This window comes from Deinococcus detaillensis, from assembly GCF_007280555.1.
GTDB classification, from domain to species: domain Bacteria; phylum Deinococcota; class Deinococci; order Deinococcales; family Deinococcaceae; genus Deinococcus; species Deinococcus detaillensis.
On record NZ_VKDB01000002.1, the window covers coordinates 1 to 14,908 of the forward strand.

The following is a 14,908-nucleotide window of genomic DNA, read 5'->3' on the forward strand; positions in this document are numbered from 1 at the left end:
AAGTCCACCGTGGAAACCGCCCGTCTGCGGGGTCAGGATCCCGTCGACGTCTTGATGTCCTTGCGCTGCTGACCTTCTACAAGCCGCTAATCAGATACTGTAATAGCTTTGTCAGATCAGGTGAGCTAATTTTGGAGCACGAAAAAACCAGCGCCTAGAGGGACGCTGGAGGAGTAAACTGTAGGTTGTGAGGCATTTTCTTAGTTCCCGAAGTCTTTGATGGCTTTGTTCATATTATCCTCTTGATAAATCTCTAGCAAACTTGTTTGGCTTTGAAAATGTGTGGCAGGGTGTAGGTCGTTATTTAGTTTCCGAAGTCTTTAATAGCTTTGCTCATGATTCCCTCCTGACAGTTCTGTAATCGACTCGATTGAAAGATAAATGGTAGGGTGTAATCCGTTACTTAGTTTCCGAAGTCTTTGATAGCTTTGCTCATGATTCCCCCTCTGTAATTTGTTCTGGACAAACGCGAGATTTTTTCTTTCCCTCAAGGAACTAATCTTTTACGGTAACCGAAAAACTCTTAACGTTTTCTTACCGCTCATACAGCTATAGTATTGATAATTTTATGACTACCGAAGCGAGAACCATTAACGAAGCGTTGGCTGCTTTTGAACATGGTCAATACAAAACCGTCATCACGCTTCTGACAGACCAAACCGACCTCAGCCCAGAGGGCTTGCGCGTACTCGGAAATGCCTATGTGTTTAGCGGTCACTTTGAGCAGGCTGAAGAACCGCTCGAAAGAAGTAGCCGAGCAGGCGACGAAGAAGGCATGGTCGAGTACGGCAATTTCCTCCGCTTGACGGGTCGATTGGCTGAAGCAAGCAGCCATTTTATGGAAATCACCCCGAAGTTGTCGGGCGAATTGTTTTTACGTGCCCAGCGTTGGTGGGGAACAGTTGATTTCCTTGCGGGCCGTACTGAAATGGGTTTACAGCGCTGTGAGATAGCATGGCACGGTTACATGGCGTTAGGAGATGATGAACTCATTGGCCGCGTCACCCAGACTATTGCCCAAATGCACCTTACGGCTGGTGATCTCAATAGAGCCGGACAACTCTACCAGGAAGCCATACGCCGCTTGCCACTGACAGATCAACCCATTTTCCGAATTTCGGCTTTAGGAGGCTTGGCAGAAGTTCAGATATCACTGGGAGAAGTCAAAGAGGCCCGAAAGACTTTAGACGCGACACAAGAAGCGCTTCAATTTACAGACTCACTCAAATCCCACGTCCATATTCTTTCTGTCGAGGCCGAATATTACCGTCTATTTGGAGATCAAGAAAAATACACCAAGATTCTTCATGAACTTCAAAGTGTAGTAGAAGACTTACAAGACTTCGAGTCTTCTACGTGGACAGCCGCCAGCCTCGCTGACCTCTACAGCTTGCGGGGCGATCACAGTTTGGCAATGGAAACGCTCTACGAACTCGCACCCGAGGGCCATCATCCACTGGTCATTGCCACGCGGGGCATGTTGCTGCGCCGCCGCCGCCTTTACGGAGCGGCCATTGAAGCCCTTCAGGAAGCGCTCGATTCGCCGCGTCTGGAATCCCGCGCTCAACTGCGCTCGCTGCTGCATCTGGCCGATGCTCAAGCCAAAAATGGCGACACCGAGGGAGCAGGCACGTCGCTCAAGTTGGCGATGGAAGGCTTGCTGGCGGCCCGCGACCTTATTCTTTACTCGCCAGATATCGCCGAACTCTCAGATCTGGCGCAACACGCCCTGCTTGAGCCGGATTTGTCGCCGTACATGGAAGTCTTGCTCGGTAAGCTCGCAGCGCTGATGGGCCGCAACAGCGTACCAGACAACACCGCGCTGCATCTGCGGATTCAAACATTGGGCCGCGCCGCCGTATTCAAAGACGGTGAGGAAATCAAATTGAGCTTGCAGGGCAGTGTCCTCACCTTGGTGTATTTAGCGCTCAATCCCAGCTCGACGCGAAAAGAGCTTGAGGCCACGCTCTACCCAGATCGTGAAGGCAAAACGGCGGGCGATTATTTTCGGGCGGTGTTCCGAGAACTGCGTGTCAAACTCGGTCAGGAGGTGCTGTGGATGGACGGCAGCCCCAAATCGCCGCACTACCGCTTGGGGCCGGGCGTCCACGTTGACCTCGACACCGAACACCTGCGCGAAGCCCTCAGAAACGGCGACACGGCGCGGGCGCTCTCGCTTTACCGGGGGCCATTTTTGCCAGATTCCAAGATGGAAAGTGACTGGGTGGACGACACCCGCGAGGAGTTGCGCCGCAGCCTTTCGGCTGAGCTGCGCTCCAAACTTCAAAAAGCGCGTGATGATGGAGATTTGCGCCGCGCCCTGCTGCTGGCCAATCAATCGCTCAAACTAGACCCCGGCGACCTCGATATGCTCGAAATCCGGGTGGCGGTGGCCCATTTGGTGGCTTCACCACAAGACTTGGCCCGCTACGTTGTCGAGTTGCAGCGGCAAATGAGCTAAAACCTGCTCCAACTCAGCTGCTGCCGAATGTAAATCAAGGAGTCCACATCCGGCAGCAAGTGAGTTGACTTTGGCTTCTCCACTCACTTGAGGAATGGCTAAGAACCCTGACCTGTGATTGTCGAATACTTAACAAATCGATTTGGAGTTTGCTCGTTTACGGCTACGCTTCACTCAGCACTCAGCGCCCGTTCATGTAGCGCAGTCTATCAGTTTTCGAACGTTCAGGAATGGGGGAAATGAAGCGCATTTCACTCATACTGGAAAGCGGCGACTCGCCAGCGCCTTGCTATGATGCCAACCATGACTTCCACCCTAAACGCCCGATCCTGGTTCAAAGACGCGGTGGTGTACCAAATTTACCCGCGCAGCTTTCAAGACTCTGACGGCGACGGTATAGGCGATTTGCGCGGCATTCTTTCGCGCTTGGATTACTTGGCGCGGCTGGGTGTAGACGTCATCTGGCTCTCCCCTATTTTCGCCTCGCCCAACGACGACAACGGTTACGACATCTCGGATTACCGCGCCGTCATGGCCGAGTTTGGGACGATGGCGGATTTTGACGAACTGCTCGCCGCAGCGCACCAGCGCGGCCTCAAGATCATGCTGGATCTGGTGGTCAACCACTCCAGCGACGAGCATCCGTGGTTCGTGGAAGCCCGCGACCACCCCGACTCGGAAAAGCGCGATTACTACATCTGGAAACCACCCGTGAACGGTGACATGCCGACCCACTGGCAGGCCTTTTTCGGCGGCCCAGTCTGGCAACTCGATGAAGCGTCGGGCGAGTATTACCTGCACCTGTTCAGCGTCAAGCAGCCGGATCTCAATTGGGAAAATCCCAAACTCCGCGCCGAGGTCTACGACCTGATGCGCTTTTGGCTTGATAAAGGCATTGACGGCTTCCGAATGGACGTGATCAACCTCATTTCCAAAGACCAAGCTTACCCAGACGGTGAGCCGATTGCGGGCACAGCGCTGACCTCTGGCTACCCATATTTTATGAATGGCCCCCGCGTGCATGAATTCTTGCAGGAAATGAACCGCGAAGTGCTGAGCCGCTACGATTTGATGACGGTGGGCGAAACGCCGGGGGCCAGCGTGGACGACGCCGTGCGCTACTCCGATCCTCAGCGGGGCGAACTCGATATGGTATTTCAGTTTGAACACGTGGGGCTGGGCAGCGGCGAGCGCGGCAAGTGGAGCAACCTACCTTGGACACTGCCGGAACTGAAAAGCATTCTCAGCCGCTGGCAAACTGGTCTGCACAATCGCGGTTGGAACAGCTTGTATTGGGACAACCACGACCAGCCCCGCGCCGTTTCTCGCTTCGGCAATGACTCCTCCGACTTCCGGGTGCCCAGCGCCAAGATGCTGGCGACCTTGCTCCACTTTATGCAGGGCACGCCGTACATTTATCAGGGCGAGGAGTTCGGGATGACCAACGTCAGTTTTGAGAGGATCGATCAGTACGACGACCTCGAGACACTGGGAGCCGAGCGTGAGCTGCGTGAACTCCACGGCTGGAGCGAAGAGCGCATCATGGCCAGCATTCACGCCATGAGCCGCGACAACGCCCGCACGCCGGTTCAGTGGGACGCTTCACCCAACGCCGGATTTACCAGCGGCAAGCCTTGGCTGGAAATTAACCCGAATTATCCCAACATCAACGCGGAAGCCGCCGAGGCCGACCCGGATTCGGTCTGGCACCACTACAAGCACATTATTGCCCTGAGAAAATCGCTGGACGTGGTGCGGGACGGCACGTACGAGTTGCTGGACGCCGAGCATCCCAGTGTTTACGCTTATATCCGCGACGACGGCCACACCAAGCTACTGATCATGGCCCACTTTTCGGCCAAGGCGGGCCAATACCGCATTCCCGCCGAGTTCGTGGGCGGCGAAGTCTTGAGCAACAACTATCCAAGCTTGCAACTGGCCGAAAAATTGAACTTGGAGCCGTATCAGGCTGTGGTAATTCGGGCGAAATAAGGTGCGACAAAACTGGGGTGACCGCAAATAAGAGCAACCACCCCAGTTTTGTACAACAGCTTAAACCGGCTGCGGCTCCAGCGTCACCACTTCCAAGAGGTGCCACAAGGCCAGCGGCGCGGCGGCGTCCCAGCCCTGCGGGTGGCAGGCGGCAGGATACGGCACCGGCACGTCGGCCTGTCCTTCACGCTTGAACCCGGCCAGCAGCTCGCTGAGGCGCTTGTCGCCGGCGGCGCGGGCCACGTCAAACAGAGCGCGGGCGACTTGCTGGGCCTCGCGGCTCAGGCCGTAGCGGGCCATCCCCAGCGCGGCGGCAGCGGTGTCGTGCGGCCAGACGCTGCCGTTGTGGTACGACACCGGGTTGTAGCGAATTTCACCTTCGCCCAGCGTACGAATGCCCCAGCCGCTCCAAAGCTGCTCGCCCAGCGCGGTGGCCGCCACTTTGGACGCGAACTCGGGCGGAATGATGCCCGTCCAAAGGGTGTGGGCCGGATTGCTGACCAAGACCTTCATCGGCTGCTTGTCACCGTTGAGGCCGTGAACGTAATACTGGCGCTCCGGCCACCAGAAGGCGGTATGGAAGCGCTGGCGCAGCTCCGAGGCCCGCTGTTCCCACTCGCCAGCCAAGCCCGCTTCACCGAGCTGGCGGTACAAGCTGGCGGCGGCCAGATAAGCGGCGTAAGCGTAGCCCTGCACCTCCACCACCGCGATGTGGCCGCTGGCATCAATTCCTCCCTCCGTAAAGGTGCTGTCGCCGCTGTCTTTCCACACGGCGTTGGTGATCCCGCCGCTCGGGTCAGGAGTGTACTCGATGAAACCGTCTTGATCGGGGTCGCCGTCGGTCAGGCACCAGTTGAGTGCTGCTTCCCAGTGCGGGCGCAGCTCAGCAGCCAACTCGGGGTGCTGGCCGCTGAGTTCGCCCACCAACCAGACAAACAGCGGCGTGGCGTCGGCGGTGGCGTAGTAAGGGCGGTGCGGAGTACGGCCCAGGCGGGTCAGCTCCCCGACGCGCTCCTCGTGGAGAATCTTGCCGGGTTCTTCCAAAGTCGCTCTGTCGTATTTGGTGCCCTGCTTGGCGGCCAGATACCGCGCCACCGAGAGCGCCATTTCCGGTAAGGCGTCTTTGACCATCAGGGCGATGATGAGGCTGTCGCGGCCAAAGGGAGCCACGAACCAGGGCAGGCCCGCCGCCGGAAACGGCCCCTGCGGGGTATGAAACGACAAGCTGCGGAGGTCTTCCACGCTCTGGGCCACCACCTGCTGATCGAGCGGGTCACTGAGCGGCGCGGAGCTGAGGCGGACGTGAAGAGCGTCGTACTCGCTGGCCAGCGCGGCGGCGTCGCCGGAGGTCGGTGTTTCGTCTCCTTCCAGCAAAAAGGTGCTGACTTTGATGTGGGTTTCGGCCTCATTCAGCGTCCAAATCAGCTTCTCGCCGTCCCACTCGGCAGCGGGCGAGACTTGCACCAGGGCGCGGCACAGCAGGCCATCAAGAGCCAGATAGCGGAACTCCACACCGCCGTCTACCGCTTCGGCGCTGACTTGACGGTGTTCGATGCCCTGCGGCCAGCCACGCACCTCGAACATGTCCGCGAAGTCGGCGGCCAAGCTCAGGCTCAGCGTCTGCGGCCCGCCGCCGATATAGCGGGTGACACTCAGCACGTCGCGCACTTCGCTGCCCAGCACCGTCAAGTCGCGGGCAATCCCGACTTTCATGGTGTAACCCACGTTGGCGTTGGCGCTGTGTTCGCGCAGCCAAAATGGATAGCGTTCGTGCTGCATCAGGGCCTGGGGAGTTTCATGATTAAGTTGCCACTGATAGCGGCTCAGAAAGCGAGTATCCCGGCGGTAAAGGCCGCTTTCACCTTCAGCGATGGCGTACTGAGCGTCACCTACAAAATACAAATCATTTTCTTTGAGAACAGTGCGGGTATTCAGCATGAGCATCCTTGTAAGGAGGGGAAAATAAAGGAGAGTTGGAAGGCCAGCTTATAAGCGGCGAGAAGAGAAAGCAGACAAAGGGGGCGCAGGCTTTTGTCGTTGTCCTCCGCCCCAAAGCTGTACTAGACGGAGGCGGCTTAGCCTTTCACGGCGCTGTCAGATCCAGTGTCCACAAAATAGCGCTGGAAAATCACGAAGACGATAATCACTGGAATGGCGCTCAGCACCGCGCCGGCCAGAATCAGGCCGTAATCGCCCTGCCCACCGTAAGCCGAACGGAAGTTCGACAAACCGACTGTCAGCACGAAGTTGACCTGATTCCTGAGCAGCACCAGCGGCCAGAAAAAGTCGTTCCACGCGCCCTGAAACTGAGTGATACAAAGCGCGATCAGCGCCGGGCCAGCTTGCGGCAACATCACTTTCCAAAAGGTGGTGAACGGCCCAGCGCCGTCGATGCTGGCCGATTCTTCCAGCTCTTTGGGCATTCCCTCAAAAAACTGCTTCATCAAGAAAACGCCGCCAGCCGCCACCAAGCCGTTAAGCCACAGCCCCCACAAGTTGAGCAGCCCCAGTTGCTTGAGCAGCACATAATTGCTGACCAAATTGACCTGACTCGGCACCATCTGCACAAACAGCACGCCCAGCAAAAAGATCAGGTTTTTGCCGGGAAAGTCGAGGCGGGCCAGTGCGTAACCGGCCAGCGAGCAAAAGACGATGGCCGACACCACCCGCAAAAAAGCGTACAAGAAGGTGTTGAGCACCCAGCGCATAAACAAGCTGATGCCGCTACGCGGATCGGTGGTTTCATTGAAGGCGCGGCGGTAGTTATTAAAGGTGTAGCCGAGCACGCCGGGCGTGACGTTGCGGTAAGCGAAGCTGCGGTCAAAATTTTGCTTGTCGCTGGGCGGCAAGGTGCTGGCCACGATGCTCTGGCCGCGCTCCACGTCCACTTCGAGGGGGGTGCGTTCGAAGACCGGGCCGCGCAGATAATACTTCTCGCCGGACTTGATGAGTTCGACTTGTTGCGTTTCGTTGAGGTCGTACTGCTTGGCCTGCGCCTGCGGCGTGTCGAGCGTCACGTCCACTACCTTGCCGTTAGCCAAAATAGCCGTGAGCTTGTCGGTGGGCACGCCCAGTTTGGCCCGTACAGTCTCGCCGGTTTGCTGGGTCAGCGCCGGATAGTCAATGCTGACTTTGTAAGTGCGCTGGTCGCCCGTTTCGCCCGTTTTTTCGGTCTTGACAGTGCTGTAGTCTTTGGCCTGCGCCTGACGGGCCAACGCCACCAAACTGGTCGGCTGATACGGAAACAGAAAAATAGTCGGCGGAGTCTGCGGCGCGTCTTTGGGAGCAGCCACCGTCACGTCGAAGGTCAGGCTGCGCCCCGGTTTGAGGCCGCCGTTCCAGCCGTCGCCGCCGCCCTGCACGCCAAGGCGGTAGGCCTTGCCGATAAACTCCGGGGTGATTTGCGGAATGATCAATCGCGGCGGGTATTCGTTGGGATTGTCTTTGAGGCTGCTCAGTAAGCCCATTAAAAACGGCCCCAGAAAGAAAAAACTCATCACGATCATGAACAGGTAAAGCCAGCCAGCTTTGGCCCAGCGCCGCCGTGCCAGCCATTCTTCGCTCTTACCCGCCTTGGTCGGCTGCCGCGCAGAGAGCGCGGTCATACGCTGGCCTCGGAAGGAAAGAACTTGCGCTGAATAAAGACCATCACCAGAATAATCATGGCCAGAATGATCGCGCCCGCCGCCGCCATATTGACCGGCGCAGTTCCGGCTTTAAAGGTGTTGATATACACGTAATACGCCAAGGTAATCAAAGTGGATTGCGGCGCAGCGTCACCGATGACCGCCACTTGGTCAAACATCTGCATGGTACCGATGAGGCCCACAGTAATCACATAAAAAGTTACGGGGCGCAGCATCGGTACGGTAACATTCATCAGTTTTTCAAAAGGAGTCGCGCCGTCAATGTCCGCCGCTTCATAAAGAGAGCCGGGAATGTTTTGCAGGCCCGCCAAGAAAAAGAGCATCAAAGTGGGAATAGTCGTGAAGGTGTTTTGAATGATGATAACCAGCAGCGGAATACTGAGAACCTGCACACCGCCGATACTCAGCCACACGTCAGCAAAGTACTGGAAATCGAAAGCAGGCACTTCGCGAACTTGCAGCACGCCGGTAAAACTCAGCACCACAATCGCGCCAATCGCAAGTAAAGCGCTGATAGCCGCCAAAGCCGGATCAAACCAACCGGCTGGTAATTGACGTGAGCGCTCAAACAACACTTGGGCAATTTGGGCGATGACCAAGATTCCTAAAAAAGCCAGAATAAACGGCTGATACATTTGAAACTGGGTGATGACGTAGTTGGCCACCCCGCGCCGCTGAAACAGCCACAGAAAAATCAAAGTAATTACGACAGAACTGGTGATACTGGGCATATACCAAGCCGAGCGGAAAAAGCCCATGCCACGAATCTTATTGTTGAGAGCCACTGCCATCAACAGAGACAAAATGGTTTGCAGGGTGGTCACGGTGATGGCAAAAATCAGAGTGTTGGCCAGCGCCCGCCGAAAGAGAACATCGTTGAGAACGTCCGCGTAAGGCTTTAGGCCGATCAGATGCGGCACGTTGAACAAGTTGAAATCAGTAAACGAGTAGTAAATGGCCCGCCCAAAAGCGTAGACAAAGAAAACCAGAGTAGAGATCAGGAAGGGAGCGAGAAACAGATACGCGGTGGCAGTAGACTGATTCTTCTTAAACATAAAGCCTCTTGAACATCAAACTCTCCCTGTCCGCAACGCGGTCACTTCATATAAGAGAGGGTCGGGGGCACCCTGCTCGGCTCCCGACCCTGCCTCAACTCCGGGTAAGGAATTAGCGGCTTTGGAAGGTGTTCATTTCGCTTTGGGCCTGCTTGAGCGCGTCGGCACTGCTCTTTTGCCCACTCAGCACAGCGGCCAGCGCGGTGTTGATCGGCTTGATCCAGTCGGGGCCCTGAACGCCGAAGTAGTAAGGACGCACCGTGCCGTCGGTTGCGCCGTCAAACACGGCCTTGCTGTTGGCCGCGCCTGCATCGGTCTTTTTGAGGAAAGCGTTACTTTGCAGCGAGGTGCGGCTGGGAATGGCCAGGCCCTGCTCCAGCACGTACTGCTGCACCTGCGGGCTGGTCAGGATATTCAGCACCTTGACGGCGGCGGCTTTGTTCTTGGTGCCGGAATTGATGGCCCAGCCCACGGTATAGACGAAGTTGCCGCGCTTGCCGGTCTTATCGTCTTTGGGAATCAGCGCGGTGCCGTACTTGAGGTTGGGCGCGTTGTCTTTGAGGAAGCCGACAATCCAGTTGCCCTCGATGGCCACCGCCACTTTGCCGGTGCCGAGGCAGCCGCCCGACCAGCTCTGCGAGATCTCGGAAGGCTGCACGCCGACTTTGTTTTTGGCCAGACCCGTGAAGTAGTTAAAGGCCCGCACGAACGCCGGATCGAGCAAGTTGGTTTTGCCTTTGGAGTCAAAGGGTTTCCAGCCCGCCGCGAAGGCGAACTGACCCATCCGGGCATAATCGGGAGCCAAGCAGATGCCGTAGTAATCGTTTCCCAGCGCTTTTTTGACGTTGGTCAGCTTGGTTTGCAGGCTGCTCCAAGTGTCGGTGTTGTCGGGGTAGGCCACTTTGGCTTCATCGAACACAGCTTTGTTGTACTCGACGGCGAGGGTGTTGAAGTCTTTGGCAATGGCGTAAGTTTTGCCGCCCCGCGTGAACGCGGCGTTGAGGCTATTGATGTAGGGGCCAGTCGCCACCACACCGTTGAGCGGCAAAATTTTGCCGGTGGCCACGAAGCCGTCTAACGTTTCGGCAGGCAGATAAAACACGTCGCCCGCATTGCCCGCCGCCAGCAAAGTGGTGAGCTGCTGGTTATAGTCGCCCTGCAGCGGCTCATAGGTCACGTTGATCTTGTCTTTGGCCAGCGCCGGCTTGACAAAACGGTTGATCAAGTCGCCCACGATGGCGGGGTCTTGGCCCGCGTAGCCGTTGATCTTGATGGTGGTTTGAGCGGCAGCTTGGGTGGTGGCCGCCGCCGCGAGAAGCATCAGGCCGAGCATCATTTTGTTACGCATACTCCCTCCTAGGGAACAAAGCACGGAGAAATCAACAGAGAGCGGAGAACTGAGATTCGATTTTAAAACTCAGGAAATTGAGCTTGAACTGGGCGGCGCGGCCACCGTTGCGCCCAGTTTGAGACGCACCGGAATGTGCTGTCCGCGTGCCGGCAGGCCCTCCACCGCTTCACGCATCAGCTCTAGGGCGCACTCAGCGATGCGCTCAATGTCTTGCGACACGGTGGTCAGCTTGATCGGCAGTGCCAATTCCGGCAGGCCGTCAAAGCCCACCACCGACACGTCGCGCGGCACCGTGAGGCCCAAATCTTCGAGGGCGGCCACCGCGCCCACCGCGCTTTCGTCACTCTGGGCAAACAGGCCGGTGAAGCGCACGCCGTTTTCCCACGCCCGCCGCACCGCCCGGTAGCCGCCCAGCAAGGTAAAATCCGCTTCCAAGGTCAGCGTCTGCGCTCCTGCGGCCACAGCCGCCTGCAAAAAGCCGCTCTCACGGTCTTGGGCGACCTGCGAGGGGCCGCCACCGAGGTAGACCAAGGCGCGGTGTCCAGCTTTGGTAAGCTGCTCGGTGGCCAGCCGTGAGCCGCCGATGTCGTCGGGAGCCACCCAAAACGAAGCAGGGTGGTGGCCGATCAGCACCGCCGGAACGCCCAATTCAGCCAGCAGCGTCAGCCGCTCGTCGCCGTCTTGGGAGTTGTTGAGCACCAACGCCGCGTTGGGCAACGAGCGCAGACTGGCCAGATCGTGCTTGAGATTGACCAACTGAACGCCCTGCGGCGCGGTGCGGGCTTCTAGGGCGCGGGTAAACAGCACGTGGTAGGGCGAAAGCAGCGGATCATGGCGGCCAAACGACAGCCCCAAAGTCTGCCCCTTACGCCAAGACAACTGCCGCGCTGCCGGATCGGGGGCGTAGCCGAACTGATCCATCACAGCCTGAACGTGGTGCCTCGTCCTGACCGCCACCGTTTGGTGCCCATTGATGACGCGGCTGACCGTGCCCTTGCTGACGCCAGCGGCGCGGGCAATGTCGTCAATGGTGTAGCGCAGTGTGGTCATCAATTCCTTAAGCAGCGGCGTGAGGGCGGTGAGGGGAAAGGCGGGGCGGGACTGTAACCGGTTACAATAACTAGGCGAAGAATAATTCTCGACACCTGTCAGTTCAGAAATACAGAGGTTTTGTAAGCGGTTACAGTGCCATTGTGGGCTTTTTTGGGCGGATGTCAAGAGGGGATCAAAACGGCTAGATCGCTGTATCAACGAACAGGAGATTTCTGGTTACGTTATTGGCTAGGTCAGGCGCTGCCGAGCGCTTTCAAGCGCCTGCGCCAAAGCGGGCGAAGCTTCAGCAATCTGGGCATCTGCGGCCAGCGCCTGAGCGAGGTTGCGCTCTAAGCTACGCAGCTCAGCGGCTGTTTGAGCGCGGCTGAGGCGCAATTGAAAGACCAAATTAAACGCCAAGCGCACTTCCTGACGCACCTGATCGGCCCACTCGCTTTCAGGTGTCAAGTCTTCAAAAAAGCAGCCATGATACTGCTGAAGGGCCGTTTCCAAATCCGCCGCATTGAGGCTTTGCCGCACGGTGTCCAAGTCGAGGTTTAGCTCGATGCCGCCGCCGAGTTGGTAGCGCGGATGACGCAACGTATCGTCGAGTTGCACGACGCCTTGCCCCAAAACGGCCCGCAGTTCGCGCACGGTGGTGCGAAAAAAAGTGGTGGTTTGGGAGCGGTCAAATTCAGGAAACAGCACCGCTTGCATATCGTTGCGGCTTTGGTGCGGGTGCAAGTAAATATAGATGAGCAGCAGCGTCGCGCCCGCCGAGAGAGTGGCGGGGGCTTGGCCACCTTGGGCGTCGGTTGTAACACCCACACTGATGTGCCCCAGCGCCCGCACTTCGAGGCGCATTGGCTTGGGCCGCAACGCTGGCCCCGTCTGAAAGCGGGCCAAGAGCGCCTGCATCAGCGGCGCGAGCTGCGGCTCGATCAAGGCGTACTCCACCAATTCACCCAGCTCCTCCAGATCGGCGGCGTACCCACGAAAGTCCTGCGTTTGGCCGAGGTGCATCAAGACGCGCCGCAACGTTTCTCTGGCCGCCTCCGCTTGGCCGAGACTGAATTGCAAATCAGCCGCAAACAGTTGGCCGCGCCAAAACAGCCGCTGATCCTGGGGGCCGGTCTCCTGGCAAGCGGCTTGCAAATCGTCCAAAGCCTGAACTTCATACCGCTGGCGGCGCATCAGAAGGCCGCGCACCAACTTGAGCCGGGGAGGCAGACCCCGCCGGGTGCCGAGGTCGTACAAGCACAGCAGCGCTTGATCGGCTCTTCCCTGTAGGCTGAGCAGTTCGGCCCGCTGGGCCACCGTCCACAGCCGCAGTTCGTAGTCTTGAAGCTGATCAGCCAGCGTACCGAGGCCGCGCAAATCGGCTTGCAGCGCCGAGCGCTCACCGCCCAACAGCCGGATTTCCAGTTCAGCCTGCAGCACACTGGCCCGTGCCCACCGCTCAGCGCCACTGGGCAGCGTCAGCGACAGGCGGCGGCCTTCTTCCAAGCTGCGCTGGGCTTCTTCCGACTGACCCAAACGGCTTTGGGTCACGGCCCAGCCGCTCAGACACGCGATTCTGGCGGAGCAGGGCGAGGCGGGCAAAGCCATCAGGGCCTGCTCAAAACGGGCGCTGGCCTGCTCCAGTTCGCCGAGTTGCAAATGCATCTGCGCCAGTGCGACTGCTGCCGCCGCTCGGGCAGGTGACGGCCGGCGGCGACTGGACTTTTGAGTGGCCGGGTCGGTCAACACCGGACTCAGGCTGCGGCACAGGGCCAGCGCCCGCTCCACTTCGCCGCTCAAAAACAGAGCCTCGCTCCAAAAGACTTGGGCGCGGCGCTTGAGTTCGCCGCTGGGCAAGCGCCCGATCACCGCCGCCAAGCGTCCGGTAGCAGGCCTGACTTGCCCGCACCGACTCAGCCAGCGGCCATACTCCACTTCAGCCTCCAAGTCGCCCGACGCCGAGGCGCGGCGCAGCGGGATTTCAGCTTCGAGCGGTTGACCAGCCGCCCAATGCGCCACACCGAGCCAGCGCCAGTACGCGCCGCACCGCCTATGCAGCGGATTGGCACTCAAATCACCGAGCAGCGCCAAGGCCCGCCACGGGTTTTCGGCGGCCAGTGCAGTGGCCACTGCAATCAGATCAGCGGCCAGCGGCGGAGTGGAGTTCACGGATTGAGTCTAGGCCACCTCAGCGCATAGACCACGCCCACTGCTGTTGTGAAATCGAAGCGCTCAACGCCGTGCTGTGTTGGCATCTTGTCGCTGGCTGCCATGCGCGGGGTGCTGGTGGTGGCTTCAGCAGGCAACGACAACCAACCCAGACTGACTTCTCCCGCCGCAAATACGGCCAATTTCCTCCTGAGTAGCAATGATCTGATTTCGGTGGGCAGCATAGACGCGGGTGACGTCAAATCCAGCTTCTCAAATTATGCCTACTCGCTCAAATTGGTGGCTCCCGGTGAGCGCATCTACACTGCTGTTCCCAACAATCAAGTCGGCTACTGGAGCGGTACTTCCTTCGCCGTTCCGATGGTCAGCGGCGCGTTGGCACTGGCCTTGGGACAAGGCGCGGATGCCGACAGCTTGCCAAGTAAGTTGGCAAGCGGAAGCGACGATATCTTGGGTTTCAATAAAAACTACACCCATCAGCTCGGCAGCGAGCGACTGGATTTGGGGAAATTCTTGAAATCGCTCAACTCAGGATTCAAGTGGTTCTAGAAGCCTAGATTTCGCAAAAGTCCCATTTAAAGTCGGAAAATGCTCCTTCAACAGGTATCAAACACAGAATAGAAAAGCCAAGCTTCCTCGACACGAGAAAAACTTGGCGCTTCAATTGATCCTGTCAGAATTAGTGAGTCTTTAGGGTCACGGTCGTCCGGTCGCCCCGCGTCACCGTCATCAGATCAAGTTTCCACTTTTTCATCATGTAGGCTTCAGCGTATTCACCGGTTTTCATCATGCCCATTTTCATATTCATGTCCTCTTTCCAACCTTCAGCCATGATGGCCTTGTTGTAAAAGGCAGATAAGCCCTCGGCGTCTTTGCTTTTGTAAACTAAGGTGGCACCATGCCTGCTGTAGCTGTAATTCATCAGGCTGTAGCCGGGAGCTTTGGTAAACGCCACCGTATTGCCCGCCATCATCATATTCATCATGGGGTTGGCAGAGTATTTGAACATGGGTGCCCCCATCATGTCCCCCATCCTCTCTCCGGGCATTTTGAGATCATGGGCCTTGACGTCCATCTTATGGGCCATTGCGGGAGCAGCGAGGGTCAGAGCCAATAATCCAGAAACGAGCAATCTTGTCTTGTTCATGCTTTCTCCTTGAGGCGGTTGAAGCTTCATTTCAGGCAAGGTGCCTTCAAAACA

10 protein-coding genes are annotated in these 14,908 nt (G+C 57.9%); 3 read left to right on the forward strand and 7 right to left on the reverse strand.

The features are described 5' to 3' along the window. Positions 1-568: 568 nt before the first annotated feature. Both FNU79_RS02570 and FNU79_RS02575 read left to right on the forward strand, forming a co-directional pair. Positions 569-2,461 (forward strand): tetratricopeptide repeat protein, encoded by a 1,893-nt coding sequence (locus tag FNU79_RS02570; protein ID WP_143719350.1) that lies wholly within the window; start codon positions 569-571, stop codon positions 2,459-2,461. A 303-nt stretch (positions 2,462-2,764) separates the two neighbouring features. Further along, positions 2,765-4,453 (forward strand): glycoside hydrolase family 13 protein, encoded by a 1,689-nt coding sequence (locus FNU79_RS02575; protein ID WP_143719351.1) that lies wholly within the window; start codon positions 2,765-2,767, stop codon positions 4,451-4,453. 60 nt (positions 4,454-4,513) lie between these two features. Here the strand turns inward: FNU79_RS02575 and FNU79_RS02580 are convergent, their stop codons facing one another. The 6 genes from FNU79_RS02580 to FNU79_RS02605 form a co-directional block, all read right to left on the reverse strand. Further along, positions 4,514-6,391, reverse strand: coding sequence for an amylo-alpha-1,6-glucosidase (locus FNU79_RS02580; protein ID WP_143719352.1), 1,878 nt, complete (start codon positions 6,389-6,391; stop codon positions 4,514-4,516). Between the two features lie 137 nt (positions 6,392-6,528). Further along, positions 6,529-8,058 carry a carbohydrate ABC transporter permease gene (locus tag FNU79_RS02585; RefSeq protein WP_143719353.1) on the reverse strand — a complete coding sequence of 510 codons (1,530 nt, stop codon included), beginning with the start codon at positions 8,056-8,058 and terminating at the stop codon, positions 6,529-6,531. Continuing rightward, complete coding sequence (locus FNU79_RS02590; protein WP_143719354.1) at positions 8,055-9,155, reverse strand: carbohydrate ABC transporter permease; 1,101 nt, start codon at positions 9,153-9,155, stop codon at positions 8,055-8,057. The genes FNU79_RS02585 and FNU79_RS02590 overlap by 4 nt, the downstream gene beginning before the upstream one ends. Positions 9,156-9,267: 112 nt before the next feature. Beyond that, positions 9,268-10,503, reverse strand: coding sequence for an extracellular solute-binding protein (locus FNU79_RS02595; RefSeq protein WP_143719355.1), 1,236 nt, complete (start codon positions 10,501-10,503; stop codon positions 9,268-9,270). A 69-nt stretch (positions 10,504-10,572) separates the two neighbouring features. Continuing rightward, entirely contained in the window at positions 10,573-11,556 is a 984-nt protein-coding gene (locus FNU79_RS02600) for a LacI family DNA-binding transcriptional regulator (RefSeq protein WP_143719356.1), read from the reverse strand. A 231-nt stretch (positions 11,557-11,787) separates the two neighbouring features. Then, positions 11,788-13,707 (reverse strand): tetratricopeptide repeat protein, encoded by a 1,920-nt coding sequence (locus tag FNU79_RS02605; RefSeq protein ID WP_143719357.1) that lies wholly within the window; start codon positions 13,705-13,707, stop codon positions 11,788-11,790. 87 nt (positions 13,708-13,794) lie between these two features. On the opposite strand from FNU79_RS02605, the gene FNU79_RS02610 reads away from it, so the two are divergent. Further along, positions 13,795-14,256 (forward strand): S8 family peptidase, encoded by a 462-nt coding sequence (locus FNU79_RS02610; protein ID WP_143719358.1) that lies wholly within the window; start codon positions 13,795-13,797, stop codon positions 14,254-14,256. Positions 14,257-14,386: 130 nt separating this feature from the next. On the opposite strand, the gene FNU79_RS02615 is transcribed toward FNU79_RS02610, so the two are convergent. Next, entirely contained in the window at positions 14,387-14,854 is a 468-nt protein-coding gene (locus tag FNU79_RS02615; RefSeq protein WP_143719359.1) for a hypothetical protein, read from the reverse strand. Between the last annotated feature and the right edge of the window lie 54 nt (positions 14,855-14,908).